This window comes from Ktedonobacter sp. SOSP1-85, from assembly GCF_016587415.1.
In the GTDB taxonomy this organism is placed as follows: Bacteria; Chloroflexota; Ktedonobacteria; order Ktedonobacterales; family Ktedonobacteraceae; genus Ktedonobacter.
Map to the genome: position 1 here is coordinate 1 of NZ_BNJI01000001.1, position 25200 is coordinate 25200.

Sequence of the window (25200 nt, forward strand, 5' to 3'; positions counted from 1 at the left end):
CACATCCGCGCCAGTCCCAACAAGGTGAGGCCCTTGCAGAAGACGAGCCTGTGCGCCATCGCCGCCGGGCACCTCAAAGATCAACACCTGCCCCTTGAGATTGAGAGCCGTAAAATGGGTTGGCACATGGGGATCCAACTCATGGCCCACGATGTGATCGACCTGCGTCGTTCGCGGATAGCCATAGCGAACGTTGTCAATGAGCGTGCCACTCCCATTCATCGCCACAGATCCGACAAGCGCCAGAAGCAACGCACACAACATGCCTAGCCCAAGGGGCAGGAGCCAGCTCCCTCCTCGCGACGTTTTCGGCTCTGCCGCCGCCTCCCGCACGAATTCTGGCACCTCTTCGGGTGTCGTGGGACGCCGCGCTCGCGCTTTGGCAAACTGAGAGGCGCGCGCCGTCTGAACCGCTGGTGCTTTGGCGGGCGAGGGCCTCGGACGGCGACGCACAACAAGGCTGCGTGGCGCCAGACGAGGCTCCTCTCCCTCGATGATTGCAGGCATACTGGTTCCCTCCTTTGAGAAGCAAAGCACAACAAGGACGAAGAAGAAATAGAGAGGCCTGAGCAATCGCGAAGAGGGGGGAACAGCATTCGTTCACACCAAGCATACCTGAGCCAGAGGCAAACGCACAACCCACTTTTCCACGAAGTTTTCCAGGGGGGTGTGCACGAATTGTGCAGAGCTTCGCCAACGTTGGAGACAACAGCAGTCAGGACAGCAACCAGGAAAGGATGGATATCGACTCATCCTGTCTCACTCCCAACCCCATACAGAAACAGCTCTTCCACACATTTCCGCGCTTTTCTCTCGGGGATTGCACATCGCGGCATTTCATGCTACAGTAAAGATGAAAAGAGGCATTCGTCCATGGTGTGAATGCCTGCCCCAGGCGTCAAAGGAAGCAGGCGCCATTTTTCACGGGGACAGAGAGAGAGCCCCGCAAACAGACACGCAACTGACGAGAGAAGCAGATGATTTCTCTCGTCAGTTGCGGACCAGACACGGCTGATCAGCACATCACTGATCATGTCGAGCATCCCTTTGGCTCTTCGCCTTTCGAGGCAAGAAGGAGAAAGCGTGGAGAGAGCACTGCAATGGTTCTGCCCCCCGTCTCTCCATGCTGCGTGAGATTCGACGGCTCTAGAGTTTCACCGCCCCCTTGATTTTTTCGCGATACTCAGGTATACTTTCTAGGTCAGCTTTTTTGAGAGATCCACATTGATCTCTCTTTTTTTGTGCCCTCTTCCTCACAGCACATCTCATCAAATCGAGGCAGGAGACCCCCGCATTCATGCGCGGGGAGGAATGCCGAGTCCTTTTCAGGCGCATGGGTGGCGGGGCCTGCCCTCTCCTTTCCGGTTTTCCTGTGTTGCCTAAGAAGAGATGTGTAGATGTTCGCGAACAGGTCAGCACAAAGGCACTCCTCTGACTCAAGAGAAACTGTTTGTGATGCATGGATACCTGCATCGGTCGAACTGTTCAGCATGCACGGATCGGCATGAGGGCCAACGCCCTGTACGCTAGCTCAACCTGTGTACCCTTTTCCGTGTGGGGCGACTTCCTCCAGGAAGTGGCGGTTGGTTGAACCGCTTGTCACCCGTCCTAGTGGTGTTCAGGTTTGTCCTGAAGGCTAACGTATCCTTCCCTGATCCACGGGTAGGCGTGAGGAGAGATACAAGCCCCCGGCTTTAGCCGTGGGGTCTGGTGACTCTCGTGCATTGTACATCTGTCGGCTTCTTCAGCAGTCTCATCGCGTATCTTTATCAAAACGGGCCGTAAAACCCCTGGCTTTAGCCATGGGGATAGAAGGCCCGTTCCTTGTTTTGGGGCGGATAGGGAGGTGAAATATCCCCCTGTCTTGTAGTGCAATATATGCTACAATGTAATACATGAAAGACAAAACACCAACGAGTATCCGTCTGAGTGACGAAGGCAAGCGATTGCGTAAGTTGTTCGCAGAGAAATTAGGAATTAGTGAAAGTGCTGTCATCGAGATCGCACTGAGAAGACTTGCTGAATGGGAGGGTGTGAAGCGTGGGCCTGAAAACCTTTAAATACCGCCTCTATCCCACCAAAGTGCAATCTGAGAAGCTCGATTGGACCCTTGCCAGATGTTGCGAGTTGTACAATGCCGCTTTACAAGAGCGTCGTGAGATGTACAAGTACACGGGCAAAGGCACTACCTACAACGCACAAGCCAACCAACTCGCCTTCGATCAAGGAGATCAGGGAAGAGTACAAGGGCATCCACTCTCAAGTCTTGCAGGATACGCTTAAGCGAGTGCAGGGAGCATTTAAAGCCTTCTTTCGCCGTGTGAAGGAAGGCAAGACACCGGGCTACCCCAGGTTTCAAAGCAGAAACCGCTATGATAGCTTCACCTATCCACAAGCAGGCTTCTCACTTGAGAACGGGTGTCTAGCCTTGTCCAAGATAGGGCATGTGAAGATCAAACTGCATCGCAAGGTGCTAGGGACCATCAAAACCTGCTCCATCAAGAGGGAGGAACATTGCTGGTACGCCTGCCTAGCCTGTGAAGTGGAGGCGATGCCACGCACGCCTTACACCGATGAGGCAGTGGGTATTGATCTGGGTGTTTCCAAGCTAGCAACCCTCTCCACTGGTGACGTGATTGAAAACCCCAAACACTATCGACGTGTAGAGAAGAAGCTTGCCAAAGCACAGCAGGCCCTTGCGAGAAAGAAACGAGGGTCCAAGAGACGGAAGAAGGCCGTACAGCGTGTGGCGAAGCTTCACAGGAAGGTGAGAAATCAGCGCAATGACTACTTGCACCAGTGGTCACGGCGTCTAGTGAACACCTATGAAACCATCGTGTTTGAGGATATCGCGCCTGCCAATCTCTCCAGACGGGCAAAGCCCAAACAAGATGAAGAGACAGGCAAGTCTCTTCCTAATGGGGCCAGTGCGAAATCTGGCTTGAATAAAAGTATATTGGATGCTGGTTGGAGTCAATTCATCGCCTTCTGTCAGTACAAAGCTGAGAACGCTGGTACGGTACAGGGGGTAAAGGTTGACCCTCGTATGACCAGCCAAGTGTGTAGCGGTTGTGGGACGGTTCGCAAGAAGACGCTCTCTGAGAGGTGGCACTCTTGCGAATGTGGCTGTGATCTGGATCGTGACCACAATGCTGCCAGAAACATCAAAGCTCTTTGGCTCGGACGGAGCCTTCAGGAAGTGCAAGCCTCCTGAGAAGCCCCCGGCTTGAGCCGTGGGGAGTCGTCACACCCGTTCTCACCCGCACGCACCGGCATCACTCTCAGCAGATGTCGATAGATCGCGTCCCCGACCGCCTCAGAACATTGCCGACTGATATCACGACGGTCGACCCAGCGAAAATGACTTCCGAAGAACGCTCGCACTCGCTGCAGGGCCTCTATGACGGTGCTCGCGTCTACCAACGTGGGCACTTCAAACGGCTCGCACATCTGCTCAGCGATCGTCATAGGACCAGCAAACCACACCGCATACGCCGACTCCTCACGAAACTGTCCCGTCTTGAGCACTTCCACCAGCCCTCGTCCCGTGACCAGGCCAAGGCCAACCACGATCTCCGGCCAACTCTTCATCTCTAGGAGTTCTTCCGCTTTGGACAGCAAGGCCGATGCCTTCGACAGCAGGAGGGGTTCCCTCCCTCGCTGCTCCTGCTCGCGCGCGCCCATTCATCTGCATCCATTCGGCCTCGGGCACATTCAAATATTTGAGCGCCAGGTGTTCTCGGCTTCCCGATTTCGGATCCATCCACCCATTCTCCTGCGTCACCACCAGCGTTTCTCGAATCCGATTGCGCGTCTGCGTTAACGGGTTCCGCAGCGAGTTCGCTTTCCTCAGACTGGGGCGCTGACGCCATCCCTCCAATTCCTCTTCACACAAGCGCTTGATTTGCTCCTCCTGCCCCACTCCCAGTGGGACCAGCGCAGGCAACAACACCTCCCAGCGTTCTTCTAACCACCTGCTCACCATCGGTTTCCTTACTCCTTCTTCCAAGCCACATCCAATCATCGCTCACAAACACCTTGATCTCTCCATCCTCTCCATACCACCACAGCATGATATTGTTGGCGAAATCAAAAATTGAGCTTGCAACAGGAGATAATCTCTCCACTGTTTGAGCTAGGGAAGTTAATTCGCCAACAATATCAGCATCAGGCACTACCGATTCCTTTCTTGCAGGGCGTGCACATTCTTTTCCGTCAACAAACGGGCCTGCGCTTCTTCAATATCGTCACGAGTTACCGTGAATGGCCCGTCACGACGGGCCAGAGAGTCAAGATGCGTCAATATCAAATAGATCTTGCTCAAATTTCCCCGGGTTTTCTCCAGACAGACATCCAACGCTGACTCTTCAATGGAGAGCCCCAATGCTCGCACTTGCTCTCGAATGAACACGGATGCATCCGCTTTGCTCGCTGCACAAAACTCATGCAACACTCCCACTCGTGACGCTACAGGATGTTGGTTCAGCAACGTCTTGGCATAATCCGTCCGACCCAGTAACACCAATCCAATCGGATACCGATCAAACAGATCGCGCAGCACCTCCAGGCTGATATGCGAACAACGATCCACCTCATCCACCACCAACAAATCCACACCCTCAACCCGCACCCGTCCAGATCTCGGCACCGTCTCTTGCACCACGCTTCCGGCTGCCTCAGCAATCATCTGCAACCCCCAGAGCAACATCGCCAGGTCCTGCTCAATGTTCTTTGGCGTCGCTGTCGCTCTCGGCGTATAAAATGCGGTTCGCGGCATGGGCACGTCAGACGAAAATTCAGGAGACACCACCACCCCATTCCCCCACAATAACGGTTCAAAATACTCCCACTGCGCATAGTGACGCGCTGCGCTGGTCTTTCCTACCCCTGAGGCTCCCAGGCAGACGCTGATAGAGCGATAGCGCCTCGCCGCTTCACACACCTGCACAAAACGCCGATATTCCACTGTGTCCGCAAACGCCGAACGCACCGGAAATGGTTCCCACCGACTCATCTCTGCTCCTTGCCGCAGCGGATGAGCCACTGGTTGGGCCGCCGCAACGTCTCTCCCCTCAATCTTCTCGTTCTTCATCGTACCATCCTCTTCTCCTTCGGCTTCCTCCCTCAGTCGCTGGCGGCAATGATGTCACTCCTGCCTCCTTCATGGATCCCACCTGCTCCGATCGCTCCTCCTCTCTTCTCCCCTGTTCTAACGCATGCTTCGCATACTGCACGTCCGCACGATAACGCTTCACCACCTCTTTGCGCTCTCGCAGCACCTTGCCCACTCGCTTGCGCCGCTTCGTTCGCGCTGCCACCAGGTCCTGGTACGTCATCTCCTCTCCTCCTCGTTCCACGCACTGTGCCTCACACAGCAACCGCTCCCTTCCTCCAGTGTCAGCCACATATACACGCACCGCGGCCAGACACATCGGATCGTATCGAATGGTCACCGCATCTCCCACATACTCCCCAAGCAGCGCATGTTGATACCACGCCCCCTCAAATCGAATTCCCTCCTGGTGCACTTTATACCGGCGCCTCGGGTGCAATAACAACAGATCCAATTGCTCCTCGTTTTCCGGCAGTCGGGGCAGCACTCCACTTCTGAGCCAACGTTCCTCAGGGGCCATCTGCGTCTCCGTATGCACTCGCTTCTGATAGGTCTCCAGCAGCCAGTTGCGCAGAATCGTCTCCAGTTCTTCCAGCGTCAAACACGCTTCCTTCTTCGCACACGCATTGATTTCCCCCTGCTCTCTCAGATCTTTCACCACTGGCGCGTACCCAGGCAACCGAGCTCACAGCATCTCCTCCATCGTGCGAAAAAATCGTTCGATCTTCCCCCTCCCTCGTGGCTTGCCCACCTGCGAAAACACCAATCCCATTTTCAGATCAATCGACACCGCCTCCAGATGCTTCGACCGAAAATCTGCCCCATGATCGCTATAAAATCGCTCCGGGATCCCACAGATCTGCCAGCGCGGATCTTCCTTCACCCCAATCGCCTGCCGCAAGGCCAGACTCGTTTGAGAACTCGTTGGCGTCTTCCAGCCCAGTTGATACCCGGCGATCGCTCGGCTATAGTCATCCAAAATCACCGTCACCCACGGCTTGGCTCGCTCTCCCTTCCCACCATCCCCCTTGCACAGATAGATGCACAACTTACAATGATCTGCCTGCCAGATCCGATTTGCTCTCGACGCTTCTCGCCGATAGAGCACGTCAAACGTCTCTCGGTACCCCGTTGGTCCCTCCCTCGCCAACGTTTTCACGTCCTCCGGCAATCCACGCACAATGCGATACACTTGTCCATAACTGGGCTGCGGCCAGTCTTTCACCCTTGCCACCTCACTCACCAGCGCGTGAATCGCACCCGACTTCCCGCTCAATCCTCTCCAGCCCCAGTCCCTCAATGAGTGCGATCAACTCCTCCGGCACACCTCGCACCTGCCCTCGATCTGCACGCCCTCCTGGCGCCAGACCGCTCAGCCCCTTTTCCCGATACACTCGCATCCAGCGCTGCACCCTCGACAAGGACACCTGCTGCTCTCTGGCCACCCACGACTGCGTCATCCCCTCTTCCAGACAGGGTCGCAGCAACGCATACCGCTCCAGCGCACACTCTCGCTGCCTCGGCGTTAACCCCGCCAACTTCACCGACAGCTCTTCTTCCATCCCCTTTCCTTCCTCCTCCTCATTCTCACCTCATTCTCACCTCTCCCTCGCATTTCTCCCACTCTATCGAGCAAAACATACTCTGTCAATCAATACACGTGACACTATCTTCATACTTCACTCTATTCATAACAATGTATGTACATCACGAGACAAAAAAACGGAATCAATTTCTCCACTCTTTCACGCACTTCTTTCTCCACTCTTTCACGAAGCGACCTGTTTTTCCCCTACGCTCGAGGCCTCCTTCATCCCGCTTCTCAGCCTCTCACATCATTTCATTTAGTGACTATATGAAATACACTCCCTTCACAGAATTCGCAAACATATCCTTCATCTTTCATAAAAATTTACAAGCCAGAGAGCAGATTTCCTCTGGCTTGCTCCTTCTCTCGCTCTTTGCCAACCAGGTCACGACTCCCCAACGGGTTGAGCTTGCCCCCAGGGGAAAGCTTCCGGCTCCTCAGCAATATGAATCATCTCCGTGATGGGTTCAGGCTTTCGGTTGAAGGAAGGCTTGATCTCCAGACGCTCATGATGGGCCTTGATCTCATCCTCATGCGTCTCGAGATAGGCGTTAATGGCTTCCTTGCGACCACCGACCAGTTTCTGGATCGCCAGAGTCGTAATATACCAGCGCTCTAACGGACGGTGTGCCTCGTTCCATTGCGTTAAGGTATACACCGCACGACGATAGCGCTCATTGCCCGCTTCAGGTGCCTTCATCCCTGCGAGTTTGGAGGTGGGCAGAGCAGCATAGCGTTCACTGTCATGTCGTCTCGCCTGACTGCGCAATTGGCGCGCCTCCCGCTCGCCTGCTGCCAGGAGATAGGTCAACACATCGGAGGCACCCGTCTGAGCCATCCCTTCCCGTAACAGGGCTGTCGTCTCCGCCGACAGATTCAACTGCTCCAAGGAAAGCGAGACCTTCCCCTCCTGGCGCACCACACTGCCCTGCATCTGATCCCCCAGGCGCTCCTGTTTCTCATAGGCCGCAAAGGCTCGCCGCAAGAGCTCATCATCCTTGACCTCACGCTTGACGTGACGAGCAATCTCTTCCCGCAGATCATCACCCCAGGCTCGCGTCTGGATCGTTGGCTTGAACGTCGAGTATCCCGTCTTGTTCTCTTTGGCCGCTTTCTTTCGCCCCTTCTTCAGCATGGGCGTGGGCTGAATCTGGTCTGGATGCGCCTTCTCCACCCACGCGTCATACTCCTTGCGGAACACATCAAGCACGCTCACACCGGGCTGCCCTAACCGCACGCCCTGGCGCCCGTCAATGTTGCCATCCTTATCCGCAATCTTATAATCCGCGTAATTGGCATGACTGGCATAGTTGAGGCGGATCTTCTCCACCTCTTCCTCTGCCATCCCAGCTTCCACGCGCGGCTCCAGCACAAACCGATGCCCTTGAATCTGCGCCATGTAGGAGATGTCGGCCACCGTCGGCGGCGCATACCAGAAACAGGCAATGCGAGCATACATCCCACGGAAGTTATGCACGCTCACTTTCTCGCGCGTGGCACGCACCAGCTCCTCCAGATCGCCATAGCGGCGCTCAACTGCCTCGTTCACCGCCTTGCCATACTTCTGGCTCACCTGCTCGATCTCCAGGCCCATGGTGTCTACCAGCCCACGCAAACGCTGCGCCGCCTCCACCACCAGGAACGCCCGCACCAGCGTCGGGATCTCATAGCGCTCTGGCTCGCGCCCTCTTCCCTTCACCTGCCCCTCAAACCACACCGTCGACGCCTCCTTCACCGTGAAGCGTCCCGTCTTCATGATCTCGGCCAGCCGACGACCCGTACACACCGCGATGCCCACGACCAGGTCGGACCACTCCGGCGAAAATAATAACGACAAGGCCCGCTCGACCAACGCATCTGGGTCCTTCAGTAACACCTGCTGCGTGAGTCGATCCTGCGTCACGCCCTGCGTACGCGCATTCATCTGCACCCACTCCCCCTCCGAGAGGTTGAACACCCGCAGCCCGATATGCTCTGGCTCCCCCGTCCGCGGATTCTCCCAGCTATTCTCCTCCGTGACAGGCAGCCCTTTGATCAAGTGCCGCACCTGCGTGATCGGTTTGCGCAACGAATCGCCCGCCAGCCCCCGCTCGTGCTTCCACCAGTCCAGTTCACGTTCCCACACCTCGCGCAACTGTGCCTCCTGGTCCACCGTTGCACGGCTCACCACTGGTTCCAAGACCTCGTTCCAGCGCCGCTGCACCCAGCCTAAGATCGCCGCCATCTGCCGACCTCCTTCTTCGCCATCACGGCATCATCTTCTTCTCTCCTTAGTATAAAATGTTCCTCCGTTACTGTCAAGGAGGAACGAAGGAACATACGCTCCCTCCGCAAGAGCGGAACGCAGAAAAAGAGGCATGGAGATGCTACGGCGAGAAGACGTAGGAGACTGAGCGGAAGACCCCTGCCTTGAGGCATGACACGTATACACAAATATGAACGTTTGCAGAAGATCCTCAGCATGGTGCGAGGGAAAGGTGTTGAAAAAAACGCCCCTTGATGCACAATGATGTGCTTTCAGCTTGACGAGACAAGCGACTTTTTCACCAAAAGTGTGTCACCTCTCGTATGGGGGAAAACGAGGCACCTGCAGCGCATCGCTTCCGTGTTCTTTCTCAAGATCACATATTTGTGTATACGTGCCAGCCTTGAGGCATGGGGAGACAGAGGAAACTGGAAACGTGCGTTTCGAAGGCACCACACTCCACGATGACCGTGAGGGGCAAGACCCTGCTGGTGTGGTGCCGATTGTCCTCCTTTCTCTACCGCATTGGCGCATAGCTCGTTCCTGTGTTGTGAAACAGCACCTGCAACCCATTGACCGTCACCACCAGATCAGGATGCGTTGCATCGCCTGAGAAGGTCAGCAGAACCGGGGCCAGATCCGCGCCAGTCCCAACAAGATGAGGCCCTTGCAGAAGACGAGCCTGTGCGCCATCGCCGCCGGGCACCTCAAAGATCAACACCTGCCCCTTGAGATTGAGAGCGGTAAAATGGGTTGGCACATGGGGATCCAACTCATGGCCCACGAGGTGATCTACCTGCGTCGTTCGCGGATAGCCATAGCGAACGGTGTCAATGAGCGTGCCACTCCAATTCATCGCCACAGATCCGACAAGCGCCAGAAGCAACGCACACAACATGCCTAGCCCAAGGGGCAGGAGCCAGCTCCCTCCTCGCCACGTTTTCGGCTCTGCCGCCGCCTCCCGCACGAACTCTGGCACCTCTTCGGGGGTCGTGGGACGCCGCGCTCGCGCTTTGGCCAACTGAGAGGCGCGCGCCGTCTGAACCGCTGGCGCTTTGGCCGGCGAGGGCCTCGGACGCCGACGGACAACAAGACTGCGTGGAGCCAGACGAGGCTCCTCTCCCCCGATGGTTGTAGGCATGATGGTTCCCTCCTTTGACAAGCAAAACACAACAAGGACACAGAAGAAATAGAGAGGCCTGAGCCATCGCGAAGAGGGGGAACAGCATTCGTTCACACAAAGCATACCTGAGCCAGAGGCAAACGCACAACCCCTTTTTCCACGAAGTTTTCCAGGGGGGGGTGCACCAATTGTGCAGAGCTTCGCCAACGTTGGAGACAACAGCAGTCAGGACATCAACCAGGAAAGGATGGATATCGACTCATCCTGTCTCACTCCCAACCCCATACAGAAACAGCTCTTCCACACATTTCCGCGCTTTTCTCTCGGGGATTGCACATCGCGGCATTTCATGCTACAGTAAAGATGAAAAGAGGCATTCGTCCATGGTGTGAATGCCTGCCCCAGGCGTCAAAGCAAGCAGGCGCCATTTTCCAAGGGGACAGAGAGAGAGCCCCGCAAACAGACACGCAACTGACGAGAGAAGCAGATGATTTCTCTCGTCAGTTGCGGACCAGACACGGCTGATCATGCCAACACTGATCATGTCGAGCATCCCTTTTGCTCTTTCCCCGGATCCGCGCCTTGCCCCCAAAAGCACCAGAGCACACAGAAATGGTTGTGCCCCCGTCCCTCCATGCTGCGCCAGAATCTGTGACTATATGAAGCACTTGACTCTTCTCCGCTCTTCAGGTACACTTACTAGGTCAGCTTTTTTGAGAGACCAGTTGGGCTCTCTCTTTTTTTCCCTCTTTTCCCTCTCCTTGCGCAAGAACACCCCCTCCCATGCTCTTTTTGCGCGACGCACGGCTTTTCGCCCTCCTCGCGTGAACCGTTGGCAGCAGTACCAGCAACAGCCGGTACACCCGATTCCAAGGTCATCACCTCCGCGCACACGCTCCCCCCTCCCGTAAGCACACCGTGACCAATTCCGCCACACTGCCGCGAAGATGCGCGCAAGCCATGCCGGATAAACTCATACAAAACTGGCGTGAGTCCCTGATGACGCAGGCAAGAGGCAATGACACTATGAGCAAATTGAGGGAACCCATCTTTGGGCAAGTTCTCTTCGCGTCAAAAAAGATAAAGGCAGGGTTTCTGGGAAAAAGGCCGCCCAAAGACGAGGTTGCTGGACGCGCAGGCCACCTTTGAGGAATCTTTTGAAGGATCTGACCCCTGTCCAGGACCTGATTTTTGGGATTTTATGCTGAAGTCAGATTCCCTTTCCAAAGACCAGGTGTTCGCGCGCGACTTCCACGACCTCCTTACTCACCAATTCGACCTCCGGGTTCAGCACAAGAATCCGCTTCATTTGCGTCAGCAACCGCTCCATCTGCGCGATCCGTTTCCCCCAGTCATCCGCAGGATCTGGGCCAGCGCTTCCTTCTCGATCGTACGCTCGGCACCGCTTGGGCTGGGAAACTGCTGCATCTGCTGGGCAATGATCTCTTGCTGTTCGGCTCGGTCCAGCGTCCGATACTGATGCACAAACCCCACGCGGGAATACAATTGGGGATACCGCGCCAGCCGTTTCTCTAGCCCTGGCATCCCCACCAGAATCACCCCCATCGGGCTCCGGTCGTACACGTCGCGCACCACCTCTCATGCCTGCGGTTTCAGCCGATCTGCCTCATCCACGATCAGCAGTTCCACCTGCCCCGGACGCACCAGGCCCTCCACCGTCTCCACCGGCCTCTCGGCACCGAGCGCGCGGCCTCTCCAATCACCCGCAAACTCCAGCGCAACAGCGCCAGGTCACGCTCGATCTGCCGGGCCGTCACCGTCGCCGTCGGGGGAGAGAAGGCCGCTGACGGGCGCGGATTCGTCTTTTGACAAACGTGGTTGCACCACCCCATGCCAGGACAAGAGCGGCTCAACCTCATCGAAGCCGCGCATACGCTCGACCTGCTTCCGTCTTGCCCACCCCTGCCGCTCCATAACACAGTCCGATGAGCTGGGAACGGCGACATTCCTCGCACATCTCCACAAAGCGTCGATACTCCTTCGTCTCCACAAACGTCATTCCTGGCCGACGCTCCCCGACCAGGAGGTCTGACTCTTCCCTCCCGCTGCGGAACTGCGCCACCGCTGCTTCTGCCAGCCCCATCACCTCCCTCGTCTGCGCCATTTTACTCATCACGATACCTCCGCAGCCGTTTGGGAGCCACCTCCGCCTCTTGCTCAAGCGAGGTCACCAATGGCGGATCTGCAGCTTCCGATCGCTGCGTCTCCTTCCCCATCTCTGCTTCCGGCCTCACGGTTCGGTCTACCCTCATGCTCTCCTTCACGTAGCGTTTGACCAGCGCCTCTCTCTCCACAATTTCCCCTCGCAGTTGCCTTCTCTGGGCCTGACGCGCCGCTACAATGCGCCTTCAAGCTCACCGTCTGCCCAGACAATTCTGGGCAAATCGCCCGACACACAAAACGATCCTCGAAAAAAGACCCGGATTTCTGCGAGATCTAAGAGCTTGTTTGAAAAGGTCATTTTCTCGCCAAACGTCGGATCATCAAGCGAGTCATAGCAAGGTAGATCATAGCTTCGCTGCTTTCTGTCAACGTCTCGTAATCCTTTCCCAAGCGACGACATTGGGTAATCCAGGCAAAGGTTCGTTCGACGACCCAGCGTCTGGGCAGGACAACAAAGCCTTTCTGATCATCGCTACGTAGCACGGGTTGGAGAACAAAGTGAAAATGCAGGATCACCCATTCAAGCAACTGGCCGCGATAGCCACCATCAACCCAGATCCGGCGGAGCTGTTTGCACGGCAATCCCAAGCAGTTCGGCCAGTTCCACCGTCGCTCGCATTAGGTATTGAGTAACTTCGGGCTGCATCAGACGAAATGCACGTATCCTTCTTCATCTCTGGTGGCAGCAGGAGTACAGGTCAGTTTTTATCTGGCTGCCTTCTGGAAGGCGTGCAGCAGATGCTCATCAATGCCAGCGTCCTTCATTTTCTTGGATCAGCTTCAGCAAGAAGAGTCCGACCACGTCGAGCGGCAACGCGCAGGCGAAAGCGGCGATCGAGACCAGGGCAGCAGGATGAACCGGCCCGACGGTCGAGAGCCGATGCGACCACCAGCAAGTTGAAGGCGATCAATCCCCCAAAGATCCAACCCATCGAGCTTTTGCCACGCACCGCCTCTCCAGCAAACACTCAATGCTGGCTGATCCGTTTGGGATAGCACACCTGCAGCGGGGTGGAGTCGATGAAATGGAAGAGACCCCTCCGGTGGGAGAGAAGAGAGGTGGTACAACACCTCTCTTCTCTCCCACCGGAGGGGATCGGCTGAGCCAGGACTCGCGTTCAATACGAATGCGATATCCTTGCTGGCGTTCATGGCGCGTGACACATTGAGGGCGAGAAGGTGGATTATTTCGCCGTTTCTATGGGGGTCCCCCATTCCAGCGGATAATCGTAGACCCAGCGCATCCCTTTCTCGTTGGCGAAAAAGGTCAGGAAGAAACTCGTCATCGCATCACGCATCCAGACCTGGAAGTCGCCTTTCGAGAATTTCCCTGAATCGCCCTTGAGGCCCAGATCCAGGATTTTCTCCACACGCTTCGCTCGCAGCCGCTCAAAGGTGGAGAATGCTTCCTCTGTCTGCGGGATATCGCGCAGACATTTCGCCATGATCAGCGCATCCTCCATCGCCATTGAGGCCCCCTGACCAGAACTTGACGAGACGGCATGGGCGGCATCTCCAATCAGAGAGACTTTGCTCGTATGCCAGCGCGGCTTCTGCTTGATGATATAGGTCGGGAAATCGGGGAACATCTCCTGAGTGGCGTTGATCATCTGGTGAATGATCGGCATTTCATTCGGGAACAGCCCCACGAGCTTCTGCTTTCGCTCCGTCGTGACCTCTTGCAGCGTCGAGCCGCGCACTGATTTCACGGCAGAGACCTTGCTCGCATCCCTCGCACAAGCGATCGAACGCTACGGGGTGCCCCGCCGCATCATGCTGGATCGCGATCCACGCTCGGTTGGTGCTCCGCAAGGCAGTGATTTCCCTTCGGCCCTCTTGCGCTTTGGAGCGTGCCTGGGCATTGAGATGCATGTGTGCCCTCCTCGTCACCCCCAAGACAATGGGTTTGTCGAGCGGTATCATCGAACGTATCAGCAGGAATGTGTGAGCGTGGAACGGCCTTCGACCCTGGAGCAGGCCCGGACTGCCACGCAAGCCTTCAGGGACCATTACAATGCCGAGCGTCCCAACCAAGCACGTTCCTGTGAGAACCGTCCTCCACTGGTGGCCTTTCCGGACCTCGTGCCCTTGCCTCGGCCTCCCAAGCAGGTGGAGGTCGATGGCTGGTTGAAGCAATTTGAGGGGTTTCATGTGGAGCGCAAAGTCGATACTCACGGGCAAGTGCATCTGGACCTGCGGGGGTACTACGTGGACGTGCATCGAGCAGGCCAACGCGTGACACTGCAAATTGAGGTGGCAAGCCGTTCCTTGCTCATCTGGCACGAAGGGTCATTGCTCAAAACGGTGCCGTTACGCGGCTTCTCTGGAGGCTCATGCTCCTTTGCCCGCTTTGTGGAGTACATGGTTCAGCAAGCACGGGCGCTGCACCGCTTGCGTTCCTTGCAAGAGCGCACAAAGCGCGTGTCCTCAGTCGCTTCCTCTGCAGTCCAAAGCCTCCCTGCACAAGGGCGGACAGCGCCTGCTTCTTCCAACTGCATCTTTTCTTCCTGTATCAAGAACATTGCATTATTTCTCTCTTCTAAAGAGATAATGAATGAATCAGAATAATAACAGCTCTCTTCTCGCTTGTTTGAAAGAAACAGGAGGCAGATGCGGTTCAAGCTTCTGCCAGACCAAGTTCTTCTAGGACCTTCAATCCGTTGCTGGCGAGCGACAGGCCATACCCTTCTGGCTGTGTGCGTGCTTCGTAGATTTCAACGTCAAAATGCGCTCGTTTGAGGAAAAGCGCGAGTGCAGGGCCAGTGAGGCCACAACCAATAAGAATGGCTTTTTTCTGAAGATTTGACATACGTCGTGTATCCTCCACTCTGTGTACGACATGAATCGGGGGTGAGCCGTGCCATCCAACAACAGGGCCGGCTCATGGCTCGATCGCGTTTTCAATCGTGTTGTCCATAGGACCTCCTCATACTTTTGGTCTTTCATCCCCATGGGAGACGTCATGCGTTTCCAGGGAAAGAAGGCTGAGATTCAAACGGCGGAGTGTGACCAGGACCCCGTGCAGCGCTGCCTGATCGGGCAGTGTGCCCGTGAGCAGCGTGGTGCCTGCGTCCTGGTGGAGAACGGTCAATCCCGCAAGCCATTCTTGCCAGGATGGGTCCAGATGCCCTTTCAGATAGATTCGGCAGTACACCTCTTGCAGCCTCCCTGTTCCGTTTGTTGAGCCTCAAGAAGGAGTATAGAGGGCCGCTGGGTGATTGGGCATCACTAAACAGGATGATTCTGGAGGGTGATTGCAACGTGGAGGAAGACAAGGCTCACCAGCAGGGAGCGCATCAGCTTCCAGTCTGCGGCTTTGCCTCCGATAATGGTTCCAAGCATGCTTGCCACCCCAAAAAGAACCAGAATCAGGCTGACAGCTGTGGGCGAGAAGCCTGTAATGCGCTCAAGAAAAGGGGTGATATAGGTGAAGATTGTGAAAACTCCTCCATAGCCGAATGTTGTCATGAGCAGTGCCAGCAGGACCTGTTTGCGGCCAAGGATGCGAAATTCCTGACCCAGGCCAGAGGTGCTTGTATGTTGCGTGCGTGGAATCAGGAACGTGATGCTCATAAAGGCGAGTAGACTCAAGGCGGCAATCACCCAGAATGGTGAGTGCCAGCCAGCCTGTTGACCGAGAAAGGTGCCCAGAGGAACACCAATGATATTGGCGAGGGTCAGACCAGTGAACATCGTTGCAAAGGTGCTGGCACGTTTCTCCGGGGCGACCATTTCGGTTGCGACAACCGTAGCAATGCCGAAGAAGGCTCCATTCGCAAAGGCGGCAATGATACGAGCAAGCAGGAGTGTGAGATAATTCGGCGCAATTGCCGCCAGCACATTTCCGAGCGTAAAAAGAGCAAGGAGCAGCAGGAGCACGCTTTTACGGGAAAGTTTGCCGGTGACGACGGTTAAAAGTGGCGCTCCAATGACAATACCAAGAGCGTAGCCTGTGACCAGGAAGCCCGCCGATGAGATCGAGACGTTCAGATCGTGCGCGACATTTGGGAGCAGACCGATGATTATAAACTCGGCCATACCGAAAGCAAACGCACTGAGCATCAGCGCGTAGATGGCCCATGAAAGAGAGCGGACTGTTTTCTGAGGCCACTCATGACTTTGTGTTTCTATGAAATTGTTTTCCATGCCAATCTTTTCCTTCATCGCCATAGCCTCTGTTTGAGCACCAATGCCACCATGCTCATCCTCTCCCTTTATTTTTACCCCTTCCCCGCCGGTTTGCGCTTGCTTTGGGTGCTATGGCTATCTTATATACGTATCTATTTTTTACGTCGACATCCAACGAGTATTGCCTGAAACTTCAATTCTATCATTAACGGGAGTGATCCTTGCTGTCACGCCTGTTTTATTCATGTTGCTCATAACGCGTCCAGCTTTTTCAGCGTGAGAACAACTGAAAAAGCTGGACGCATCGTTTCTCTATTTCCGGCAAGGCTTTTACACCAGGCTCCTGGGCTGAAGAGCTCTTCACTCTAACGACTGCCCATTCACTCGCGTGGAAGACTTTTGTCTTCTTCGCTCTCTTGTGTCGATGCACGGATTTTTCTGCATGTACGCTGCCCTGCTTTCAAGAGGTGGATCGAATGGATGTCATCTTTAAAACGTACATCTGCAGCCTCAGCATTCATCTCCACACTTGTATTTTTTTATGGCTCTCTGTTGGCTCTGGCTTTCTTACGCTTTTGCCGCAATGACCTCAACTTCAACGAGAATTTCCGGGTAAATCAATTCGGTAACCACAGAAAACATGCCTGCTGGTGCTGGAGAAACCCCACCCAGGTAACGGCCTCGAACTTGAATATAGGCCGATTTATCCTCCGCGTGAATCAGATACTGATTGACCTTCACGATATCAGCTACCCCCATGCCAGCAGATTCCAGGATGGCCAGAATATTCTTCCAGGCCTGGTCGGCCTGCTCCTCAATCGTCTCTGGCACGGTCCCATCAAGCTTGATGCCGGGCGTTCCGGACGCATACAACCAGCGAGCATTGCCTGGGACCTCCACCCCATCACTGTAGCGATCAGGGCCGTGACCACCAATCAGTGCTGACACCCCTACATTGTGGCTTGTCTTCATTCTTCGTCTCCTTGGTTATCTTTATCTCGATTTGAGAGCACATGCGAGAAAGCTCAACGTTTCTTTCAAAGGACATCTTCTCTCAAACAACATCGGTATGCGAGTCATCTTCTTATCAGTCCAATAGATCCTATTCCTCCTTTCCAGCAGCTCAGATGGTAGTGTTGCAAAAAATGTAAGCTCATCAAAATGATGCATACTCGAAAATCGTATCGATGTAAAAAATGCAAAAGGTGCGCATCTTTTATCAAGAAAGGCTTCTTCTACCACAAATCTCACTCTTATTTTGATGAGCTTAATTTTTTTTGCAACACTACCGGATTGGTTAGCGCGCCCCTATTGCCAGCGAAAACGTAGATGGGACCTCCCTCGACAGGTATGGAAGTCGGGCGGGTGCGAGGTTCGCCACTTTTTGTCCAGGTTGGCACGGAACTCTTCGATGATCTGACGATCCTAGTCGTTCAAGTCATGGATCTCAGTCATGCGCATCCTCCTGTTCTAGAAGAAGTGTCCATCTTCGAGATCCTGGATCAGCGTGGGGTGTACTGGCTGCCACCCCAGCAGCTCGCGGGTCAGCGCGCTCGACGTCGGGTTGTCTATTGAGGAGAAGGGTCCGAGCCAGCGAAAGTGCTTGCCCGCGTCCTCTGGGGAGATGGAGACCACCGGGAGATCGAGATGCTGACCGATCACCTCGGCGATGGTGCGGGTCGGCACGCCCTCTTCCCCGACTCCGTGCAGCACCGATCCCGCTGGGGCCTTCTCCAGCGCCAGACGGAACAGGCGAGCGGCATCGAGCCGGTGCACAGTGGGCCAGCGGTTAGAACCATCGCCGACGTAGCCGGAGACGCCCTTCTCACGGGCGATAGCGATCAGGATCTCCGTGAAGCCGCCTCTTCTTTTGTCGTGAACCGAGGGAGACAGTCGCACGATCGATGAGCGCACGCCGCGCTGGGAGAGAGCGAGCGCCACGTTCTCCGATGCGAGCCGGGGCGCGACCGACCCGGCGTCGGCCACGTCCTTTTCCGTCCCGAGACGCCCCTGCGGGAGAAAGAATGTGAGCATCACTGTTCCCGAGGTGATCACGAACGGCTTGCCGGAGCCTTCGAGCGCTGCTCCGATTGTCTGGACGGCGTGCAGATCCGTGCGCACAGCGCCCTCGTAGTCCGAGAAGATCCCCTCGTAGTCCGCGACGAAGTCGTGGATAAACGCGAGGTGGATGACGCCGTCAGATGCCGCCGCTGCGCTGCGCAGGCTGTCAAGATCATCGAGGGAACCACGATGCACCTGTGCGCCGGCGGCAGCAAGCGAGGCAGCGGCTGCATCTGAGCGCGCCAGGCCGAGGACCTGATGGCCCGCCTCGATCAGTTCGGGGACGACGGCGGAGCCGATAACACCAGTCGCGCCGGTAACAAAAACTCTCATAGGAAAATCCTCCATTAATAAACGTAAGGTTAGGGTTTCGGTCGTGTGGCCACACACATCAAGTCAGGTGATACAGCATGATTGATTGTGTCGTCACACATGCGTGTGCCGGTTCGGCAAGCAATGCAGCCAGCATCTCTCCCGACGACAAGCGTTGGTATTGTCAACTTAAACAAAACGGCAGAGCTTATATACGGAAAAAGAGCTTCAAAGTGAGGGTCGTGCCCTTTTTCTGGCCTGGTTGCCGAAGAATCTTAGCTCATATGGCCTTGAAGTGGTGAAAGCTCATCAACAGAAATTTTTAAGTTGACAATACCTTGCTGACCCACCAGCAGCCTGGATTGCCTCGACGACAGCCCTTCCCCGTTGCGCGTTGCGTCCGGGAATCACTACCTGGGCTCCTTCGCGAGCAAATGCTTCAGCAATCGCCTGTCCAATCCCTGAAGTGGCTCCAGTGACCAGAGCCGTTTTCCCCTGCAAACGCATAAATATCTCTCCTTACTTATAGCAATAATGTAGTGGACTTGTGACCCTTCCCTGGTGAAGAATCTGTCCTGCTTTGATGTGGCTAATGGTGTCATCCCTCGCGTCGCAGCAGTGTTTCTGCTGGCGGATGACCTCTGACGCCCGGAGTATACTGGAAGCGAGGAGAGGACGTCATGGGTCGAAAGAGCTATTGTTGGGAGCAGTGACCGCCGGGACCTGGCACGAAAGTTCTAGTGCGCAACTTGACGTTCCTGGTCAGTTGAAGCGAATGCGCAGGAATGCAGCCAATCAGAAGAGTCATGCCACAGTGAGAGGAACAGAGAGCTCTTTCATGGACAGTGGCACCGCATGCATGTTCCAAGGAGTTGATCTGCTCATCGCCAAAAGGCAAACAACAGGGAGCAGAAAGGAAGAACGAGTATGGGCCACGAGAACCATACCCCCCACAACATCGCGCCAGAGCCGGTCCTACGCTCATCCCCTTATCCTCTACTTGCGACCAAGTTTCTTCCCCCCGTATCCACCCATGAGATCATTGTTCGCCCACGTCTCCTGGCCTTGCTCAATGCCGGCCTCCACCGACGCCTCATGCTCATCTCCGCCGCCGCAGGCTTTGGGAAAACCACGCTGCTGGCAAGCTGGGTTCGCACGTTTCCTCCAGACCACCCGCCAGTGGCCTGGGTGTCGCTTGACGCAGGCGACAACACCCCCCTGCAGTTTTGGATGTATGTGTTGAGTGCGTTGGAACAGTGCCGGCCCGGGCTCTCGCCTCTCCCCGTTGCCTCCTTGTCCGAACAGCCACAACCCTCCTGGCAAGCTATGCTCACGGCTCTCGTCAATAACCTGGCCCGGCAAAGCGAACCCCTGGTGCTGGTATTGGATAATTATGAGGAGATGACAGAGCCCACCATCCAAGCCCAGCTTGCCTTCCTGCTTGAGCACCTGCCGCCCACGCTGCGTGTGGTCCTCTCAACACGGACAGACCCTCCCTTTTCCCTTGCCCGGCTGCGCGCGCAGGCCCAGGTTCTGGAAGTGCGCACCGAGCAATTACGAGCAACGAGCGAGGAAATGACCGCCTTTCTGCGCCAGGTGATGAATCTTCAGCTTTCCGAGCAAGACAGCCAGGCAGTGGACGCACGCCTGCAGGGCTGGTGGGCGGGCATGCAGCTGGCAGCGCTTAGCTTGCAGGAGAAGGCACACCCTACCGACCTGCTGCAAGCGCTCCAGGGAACGCAGCATGAGCTTTTCGAATACCTGGTGCAGGAGGTGCTTCATCGCCAATCAGCGCAGGTGCAGAACTTCCTCCTGCGAACGTCCATCTTATCCTGCTTGCACACCTCCCTGTGCAATGCTGTCCTTGAGCAGCAGGACAGCCAGCACTTCCTGGAGGAAATAGAACGGGCCAATCTCTTTCTCAGTCCACTCGACAATCAACACCAGTGGTATGCCTACCACCCCTTCTGGGCCGCGGTCCTGCGTGCGCAGTTGGAGCAGACCGCTCCCGCTGAGGTGCCTGGCCTGCATCTGCGGGCCAGTCAGTGGTATGCAGCCCAGCAGATGCGCGGCAAAGCGATTCAGCACGCACTGCAGGCGCACGAGTGGTCCTGGGCCGCGTGGCTGATGGAGCAGATTCCCCGTCAGGACCTCTGGAGTCAGCTCGAGTACGCGTTGCTCCCTTCCTGGATGGAGCAACTTCCCCGCGAGGTCCTGCGTGAGCGGCCTCGTTTATGCCTGGCCTCTGCCCAGAGCTTGTTCTGGATCGCTCCGCCAGACGTCACCGAAAGCTGGGTGCGCGATGCCAGACGCGCCTGGACACGAGCTCATCTCCGGGAAGAACAGACACCCATGGCGCGAGATGCACACGGACCGGAGGCTCCACTCCATCTTCTGGGGGAAATCGCCGCCTTGCAGGCCACGATTGCGGGTTTCTATCATGGGGATGCGGGAGCAACGCGAGCTTTTTGTCAGGAGGCCCTGACCCATCTTGAGAAGCAGCAATGGGCCGCACGAGTCCAGATGGCGTTTGCCCAGGCGCGGGCGAACGTTTCTCAGGGGTATGTCGAGCGCGGTGTCCTGCAACTGCAGGCTGAATGGAGCCGGATCAAAGCGAAGGGCGATCAAACACTCGAGAGTATCTACTGGCGCGAGGCCGTCTGGGAAAGCACGATGGCGGGGAAACTCCACCAGGCATGGCACTTGAGCCAGCAAGCGATTCACGCACTCCAAACTCTTGAGGGGCCCCAGCCAACGCAGGTATGCTGGCCCTATACCTATCAAGCCAGGATCTTGCATGAGTGGAACCGATTAGAGGAAGCCCACCAGCTCGCTGAACAGGCAATCGAGCTCGGCGAACAGACCGAACTTCTGGCATTTTTACCCCTCGCCTATACCCTGTTGTTGCGAATTACCCTCTCGCAAGGGCGATTGGAGGAGGCCAGAAAAGCCTCTCGGCAGCTGGAATATGCCTGGCGAAACTCACCGTCCCCCTATCGTGCAGCGATCTGGAGCAGCGTCGATCAGATGCGTTTCTGGCTGGCAGGTGGCGATCTGGAGCAGGCACGACGCTGGGCGAGAGAGGTGAAACTGGAAGATCCGCTGGACTCTCCGCTGGCACGGGAACGACAGAATGTTGCCTTTGCGCACTTACTGCTTGCCGAATCCCAAGCGGACCAGGCGTTGAACCTGCTCATCCCCCTGGTAGAACGGGCAACGGTCACGCAGCGGTGGAACCATGTGTTAGAAATGTGGCTCTTGCAGATCCAGGCGTATCACATGCTTCAGCGTCAGCGAGAAGCCCTATCTCTGCTGGCACAGGCGGTGCATCTGGGTGCGCCAGAAGGGTACATCCGTCATTTTGTGGCTGGGGGGCCGCCATCGCTGGATTGCTCTTCCAGCTCAGAGAACAGGAGCTTCAGGAGGAAGATCACCCGTATCTGGAAACGCTTGTGCGTGCATTCAACCAGAAGCCAGTGGCCCAGCCAACCCATCTGGAAAGCGAGCCATCCCCAAGCCCACCCCAACCGTTGCTGGACCCGTTAAGCGCGCGTGAGCAGGAAGTGCTTCGCTTGCTCGTAAGTGGTGCCTCGAACCAAGACATCGCGGAAGTATTGGTGGTCGCAACCAGCACTGTGAAGCATCATGTCAGTAATATCCTCAGTAAACTTGACGTTACCAATCGCACCCAGGCGATAGCCCGTGCGCGGGCTCTTGGCCTCCTTTCTTCAGCCCCCTTGACTGAGGGCGTGCTTGCCAGAGGCAGGTCTATCAGGCAGATCTAACTCGAATAGAGTAGGCTGACCAGAGAAATCGAGTTGCGCACTAGCACTTTGGTGCCGGGTTCCATTTGTCACCTCTCTCCTTCCAATAGCTCTTTGGACCCATGACGTCTTCTCTACGCTTCCTGTATACTCCTAGAGCCAGAGGGCACCCGCCAGAAAAAACGCTGGGGAGGCTCGCTGGATGATTCTTTTCCTGAAGAAAGCAGGGGCGTTCTTCTTGATAATGGATGAGGTATGTGAAAGGGGAGCACAGAGTATGTCGTTACGAACCCAAAAAAGAGTGCGGAAAGTGATGGAAGAAGAGCACTGTGCGTTGATTGATGCGCTCCCCCAATTTGTGTGGATCATCCGACCTGATGGCTCTATCGCATACACGAACCAACGTTGGCGCGACTATCGCCGTCTGCTGTCCCAACGTGCTGGAGAGCAGACGGAGTGCTAGCATCCGCCTTTCGATGGCTGCCCACCCGTTCAAGACAAGCAGCCCATGCTGCCCCACGCGGACTCCTGCCCTGAGAAAGAGATCTGGCTTCAAAATCTCCACCCTGAGGATAAAGAGCGTGTCCTGGAACTGCAGCGCCAGGCATTGGCAACGGATGAACCCTACGAGTTTGAGTATCGCCTCAGGGATGGACGCACGGGCGAGTATCGCTGGTTCTTATCACAGCATGTGCCACTGCTCAATGAAGCAGGGCAGATTGTCCAGTGGTTGGCCACCTGCACCGATATCGAGGAGCAGAAACGAGCCGAGCAGCAACTCAAAGAAAGCCAGGAGAACTGGCGGCTGTTGGCTGAAACGGTGCCACAGCTCGTGTGGACAACGACGCCAGATGACTCGGCGACCTACTGTAATCAGCACTATCTCGACTACGTTGGTGCCTCCCCGGAAGACGTTTTGGGCTCTGGATGGCAGCACTTTGTGCACCCGGATGATTTGGAGTATACCCTGGCGGTTCGACAGCACTCACTCGAAACGGGGAGCCCCTATGAAATTGAATATCGTTTCAAGGACGGCAAAACAGGGAGGTACCGCTGGTTCTTAGTCCGTGCGCTGCCGGTGCGCGATGACGCAAGCCAGATCGTTAAATGGTTTGGCACCAGCACCGATATCGATGAACAGAAACGGACGGAGGAAGCCTTACGCCAGAGCCAGGAGACCGCGGGCACCCTGATGAACTCCAACATTACCGGGATCTATATCAGCGAAGGCGAGCAGATTGTGAACGCCAACGACACCTTTCTGCGCATGACCGGCTATACTCGCGAAGACCTGCGTGAAGGACGCATGAGTTGGTGGCACATGACCCCTCCAGAAGGTCGGGCTCGCACCTTAGAGGCCGAGCAGGAACTTACCACCCGGCAATCGCTGACACCTTATGAGAAAGAGTACGTGTGCCAAGATGGCAGTCGCCTGCCGGTGCTCGTGGGCAAGGTTGTCTTACCGCATTCCCCACCCCAAAGGATCGCCTTTGTGCTGGATAACTCGGCGCGCAAGGAACTGGAGCAGCGCAAGGATGACTTTCTCAGTATGGCCAGCCATGAACTGAAGACTCCTCTTGCCTCCTTGAAGCTGCAAACGCAGCTTTTGCGCAAGAAACTTGAGAAACGAGACCTTCCCAATGTGGAGGTGGTGTGTGCTCGTATGGAAGCACAGCTGAATGCTGTCACTCGCCTGATCGACGAGTTACTCGACCTTTCACGCATCCAGGCAGGGACGCTGGAATATGCGCAAGACACGGTCGATCTAGGCGAGATACTCGAGGAAGTGGTTGACATGATTCAGAGTATGCACACGACTCATACCATTGTAGCGCAACGTGCCTCGTCACCCGCTATCGTCGTTGGAGATCGAGATCGACTCGCACGAGTCTTCCAGAATGTGCTCAGCAATGCGATCAAATATGCTCCAAATGCTCCGCTGATCGACGTGGTGCTCACCACCGAGGTCTCGACGGTCACCATCAGTGTGCGTGATCAGGGGATTGGGATTCCACGAGAACTGCAAGGGAAGATCTTTGAACGCTTCTACCGAGCGGTCCCGCTCCAGCAGCGTGCCTTTCCAGGCCTCGGGATGGGTTTGTATATTGTCTCGGAGATTGTCAAGCATCATGGGGGAACGATTCGGGTCGAAAGCGAAAAAGGAAAAGGCTCAACCTTTCATCTCACATTCCCCCTTGCCTCCTCGCGGGATGCGGTTCCCCAAGGCAGAGAGTGAGGAAGAGCGATGGGCAAGAGCCAGCAGCCCGATGGTGGACAGACGCACCACAAACATATTCTGATCGTCGATGATGATCCTCTCCTGGGCGACCTCCTGCTGGAAGCCCTTCAGGAGGAGGAAGCCTATCGAGCATGCCATGTTCTCAGTGGGGAGATGGCACTGACCACCCTACAAACGGATGTTCCCGCGTTAGTGCTCCTGGATTATCATCTTCCTGGGATGAACGGTCTGGAACTCGCAGATAGGCTGAAGAACCAGGAGGAATATGATAATATCCCCATCCTGCTGATGAGTGCAAATGTGCCGCAGAAAGTCAGTGGCAACAAGCCCCTCAGAACGCTGCAGAAACCCTTTGAGCTGGAAACCCTGCTGCTCATCGTCGCGGAACTGCTGGCTTGAGCAGCAAAGCGTGTCCCTGGTGCGGAAAAACGTTCTCTGACAGC

25 protein-coding genes and 4 pseudogenes are annotated in these 25200 nt (G+C 55.9%); 7 read left to right on the forward strand and 22 right to left on the reverse strand.

The window, feature by feature from the left end; all coding sequences use genetic code 11:
• A partial coding sequence (locus KTE_RS00005; protein WP_201377105.1) for a hypothetical protein occupies window positions 1-507 on the reverse strand: 507 nt, incomplete at its 3' end.
• 1648 nt (window positions 508-2155) lie between these two features.
• Here KTE_RS00005 and KTE_RS00010 point away from each other — a divergent pair.
• Window positions 2156-3214, forward strand: a complete 1059-nt coding sequence (locus KTE_RS00010) for a transposase (protein ID WP_236600190.1) — start codon at window positions 2156-2158, stop codon at window positions 3212-3214.
• Here KTE_RS00010 and KTE_RS00015 read toward each other — a convergent pair.
• The 9 genes from KTE_RS00015 to KTE_RS00055 form a co-directional block, all read right to left on the reverse strand.
• Window positions 3193-3684, reverse strand: a complete 492-nt coding sequence (locus KTE_RS00015; RefSeq protein WP_255552777.1) for a protelomerase family protein — start codon at window positions 3682-3684, stop codon at window positions 3193-3195. The genes KTE_RS00010 and KTE_RS00015 overlap by 22 nt on opposite strands.
• A 203-nt stretch (window positions 3685-3887) precedes the next feature.
• The gene (locus KTE_RS00020) at window positions 3888-4175 is read right to left on the reverse strand and encodes a hypothetical protein (protein WP_201377107.1); all 288 of its coding nucleotides are present in this window, start codon (window positions 4173-4175) and stop codon (window positions 3888-3890) included.
• On the reverse strand, window positions 4175-5092 hold the full coding sequence (locus tag KTE_RS00025) for an AAA family ATPase (RefSeq protein ID WP_201377108.1): 918 nt from the start codon (window positions 5090-5092) through the stop codon (window positions 4175-4177). The genes KTE_RS00020 and KTE_RS00025 overlap by 1 nt, the downstream gene beginning before the upstream one ends.
• Entirely contained in the window at window positions 5073-5714 is a 642-nt protein-coding gene (locus KTE_RS00030; protein ID WP_201377109.1) for a Mu transposase C-terminal domain-containing protein, read from the reverse strand. The genes KTE_RS00025 and KTE_RS00030 overlap by 20 nt, the downstream gene beginning before the upstream one ends.
• Before the next feature lie 84 nt (window positions 5715-5798).
• Window positions 5799-6338, reverse strand: a complete 540-nt coding sequence (locus KTE_RS00035) for a DDE-type integrase/transposase/recombinase (protein ID WP_201377110.1) — start codon at window positions 6336-6338, stop codon at window positions 5799-5801.
• Window positions 6339-6348: 10 nt separating this feature from the next.
• Window positions 6349-6675 carry a helix-turn-helix domain-containing protein gene (locus KTE_RS00040; protein ID WP_201377111.1) on the reverse strand — a complete coding sequence of 109 codons (327 nt, stop codon included), beginning with the start codon at window positions 6673-6675 and terminating at the stop codon, window positions 6349-6351.
• A gap of 411 nt (window positions 6676-7086) precedes the next feature.
• Window positions 7087-8925 (reverse strand): protelomerase family protein, encoded by a 1839-nt coding sequence (locus KTE_RS00045; RefSeq protein WP_201377112.1) that lies wholly within the window; start codon window positions 8923-8925, stop codon window positions 7087-7089.
• 538 nt (window positions 8926-9463) lie between these two features.
• Window positions 9464-10087 carry a hypothetical protein gene (locus tag KTE_RS00050; RefSeq protein WP_201377113.1) on the reverse strand — a complete coding sequence of 208 codons (624 nt, stop codon included), beginning with the start codon at window positions 10085-10087 and terminating at the stop codon, window positions 9464-9466.
• A gap of 1296 nt (window positions 10088-11383) precedes the next feature.
• Window positions 11384-11653 carry a hypothetical protein gene (locus tag KTE_RS00055; RefSeq protein WP_201377114.1) on the reverse strand — a complete coding sequence of 90 codons (270 nt, stop codon included), beginning with the start codon at window positions 11651-11653 and terminating at the stop codon, window positions 11384-11386.
• Between the two features lie 17 nt (window positions 11654-11670).
• Between KTE_RS00055 and KTE_RS00060 the strand changes: the two genes are divergently transcribed.
• On the forward strand, window positions 11671-11877 hold the full coding sequence (locus KTE_RS00060; protein ID WP_201377115.1) for a hypothetical protein: 207 nt from the start codon (window positions 11671-11673) through the stop codon (window positions 11875-11877).
• Between the two features lie 68 nt (window positions 11878-11945).
• Here the strand turns inward: KTE_RS00060 and KTE_RS00065 are convergent, their stop codons facing one another.
• The 5 genes and pseudogenes from KTE_RS00065 to KTE_RS00085 form a co-directional block, all read right to left on the reverse strand.
• The gene (locus tag KTE_RS00065) at window positions 11946-12203 is read right to left on the reverse strand and encodes a hypothetical protein (protein ID WP_201377116.1); all 258 of its coding nucleotides are present in this window, start codon (window positions 12201-12203) and stop codon (window positions 11946-11948) included.
• Window positions 12196-12342 carry a hypothetical protein gene (locus KTE_RS00070; protein ID WP_201377117.1) on the reverse strand — a complete coding sequence of 49 codons (147 nt, stop codon included), beginning with the start codon at window positions 12340-12342 and terminating at the stop codon, window positions 12196-12198. Before KTE_RS00070 ends, KTE_RS00065 begins: the two co-directional genes overlap by 8 nt.
• 205 nt (window positions 12343-12547) lie before the next feature.
• Window positions 12548-12829, reverse strand: a pseudogene (locus KTE_RS00075) (transposase); the annotation flags it as partial.
• 185 nt (window positions 12830-13014) lie between these two features.
• Window positions 13015-13203: a hypothetical protein gene (locus tag KTE_RS00080; RefSeq protein WP_201377118.1), complete on the reverse strand. Its 189-nt coding sequence runs from the start codon at window positions 13201-13203 to the stop codon at window positions 13015-13017.
• Between the two features lie 234 nt (window positions 13204-13437).
• Window positions 13438-13962: an FAD-dependent monooxygenase gene (locus KTE_RS00085; RefSeq protein ID WP_201377119.1), complete on the reverse strand. Its 525-nt coding sequence runs from the start codon at window positions 13960-13962 to the stop codon at window positions 13438-13440.
• Window positions 13963-14026: 64 nt separating this feature from the next.
• Between KTE_RS00085 and KTE_RS00090 the strand changes: the two genes are divergently transcribed.
• Entirely contained in the window at window positions 14027-14821 is a 795-nt protein-coding gene (locus tag KTE_RS00090) for a transposase (protein WP_236600192.1), read from the forward strand.
• A gap of 49 nt (window positions 14822-14870) precedes the next feature.
• On the opposite strand, the gene KTE_RS00095 is transcribed toward KTE_RS00090, so the two are convergent.
• The 6 genes and pseudogenes from KTE_RS00095 to KTE_RS00120 form a co-directional block, all read right to left on the reverse strand.
• A complete protein-coding gene (locus KTE_RS00095; RefSeq protein WP_201377121.1) occupies window positions 14871-15062 on the reverse strand; it encodes an NAD(P)/FAD-dependent oxidoreductase in 192 nt (63 codons plus the stop codon).
• A 117-nt stretch (window positions 15063-15179) separates the two neighbouring features.
• Window positions 15180-15407 (reverse strand): hypothetical protein, encoded by a 228-nt coding sequence (locus KTE_RS00100; RefSeq protein ID WP_201377122.1) that lies wholly within the window; start codon window positions 15405-15407, stop codon window positions 15180-15182.
• Window positions 15408-15481: 74 nt separating this feature from the next.
• Complete coding sequence (locus KTE_RS00105; RefSeq protein WP_236600193.1) at window positions 15482-16399, reverse strand: MFS transporter; 918 nt, start codon at window positions 16397-16399, stop codon at window positions 15482-15484.
• A 549-nt stretch (window positions 16400-16948) separates the two neighbouring features.
• Entirely contained in the window at window positions 16949-17353 is a 405-nt protein-coding gene (locus KTE_RS00110; RefSeq protein WP_201377123.1) for a RidA family protein, read from the reverse strand.
• A 498-nt stretch (window positions 17354-17851) separates the two neighbouring features.
• Window positions 17852-18775 carry an SDR family oxidoreductase gene (locus tag KTE_RS00115; RefSeq protein ID WP_201377124.1) on the reverse strand — a complete coding sequence of 308 codons (924 nt, stop codon included), beginning with the start codon at window positions 18773-18775 and terminating at the stop codon, window positions 17852-17854.
• Between the two features lie 312 nt (window positions 18776-19087).
• Window positions 19088-19261, reverse strand: a pseudogene (locus KTE_RS00120) (SDR family NAD(P)-dependent oxidoreductase); the annotation flags it as partial.
• A gap of 588 nt (window positions 19262-19849) precedes the next feature.
• On the opposite strand from KTE_RS00120, the pseudogene KTE_RS00125 reads away from it, so the two are divergent.
• Window positions 19850-22075 (forward strand): annotated as a pseudogene (locus tag KTE_RS00125) (AAA family ATPase); the annotation flags it as partial.
• A gap of 35 nt (window positions 22076-22110) precedes the next feature.
• Here the strand turns inward: KTE_RS00125 and KTE_RS49360 are convergent.
• On the reverse strand, window positions 22111-22248 hold the full coding sequence (locus tag KTE_RS49360; RefSeq protein ID WP_374226792.1) for a hypothetical protein: 138 nt from the start codon (window positions 22246-22248) through the stop codon (window positions 22111-22113).
• A 78-nt stretch (window positions 22249-22326) separates the two neighbouring features.
• Between KTE_RS49360 and KTE_RS47145 the strand changes: the two genes are divergently transcribed.
• From KTE_RS47145 to KTE_RS00135, 3 genes and pseudogenes are all read left to right on the forward strand, one after another.
• A complete protein-coding gene (locus tag KTE_RS47145; RefSeq protein WP_236600195.1) occupies window positions 22327-22539 on the forward strand; it encodes a response regulator transcription factor in 213 nt (70 codons plus the stop codon).
• Window positions 22540-22720: 181 nt separating this feature from the next.
• A pseudogene (locus KTE_RS00130) lies at window positions 22721-24754 on the forward strand (PAS domain-containing protein).
• A gap of 9 nt (window positions 24755-24763) precedes the next feature.
• On the forward strand, window positions 24764-25156 hold the full coding sequence (locus tag KTE_RS00135; RefSeq protein WP_201377125.1) for a response regulator: 393 nt from the start codon (window positions 24764-24766) through the stop codon (window positions 25154-25156).
• Window positions 25157-25200: the final 44 nt, after the last annotated feature.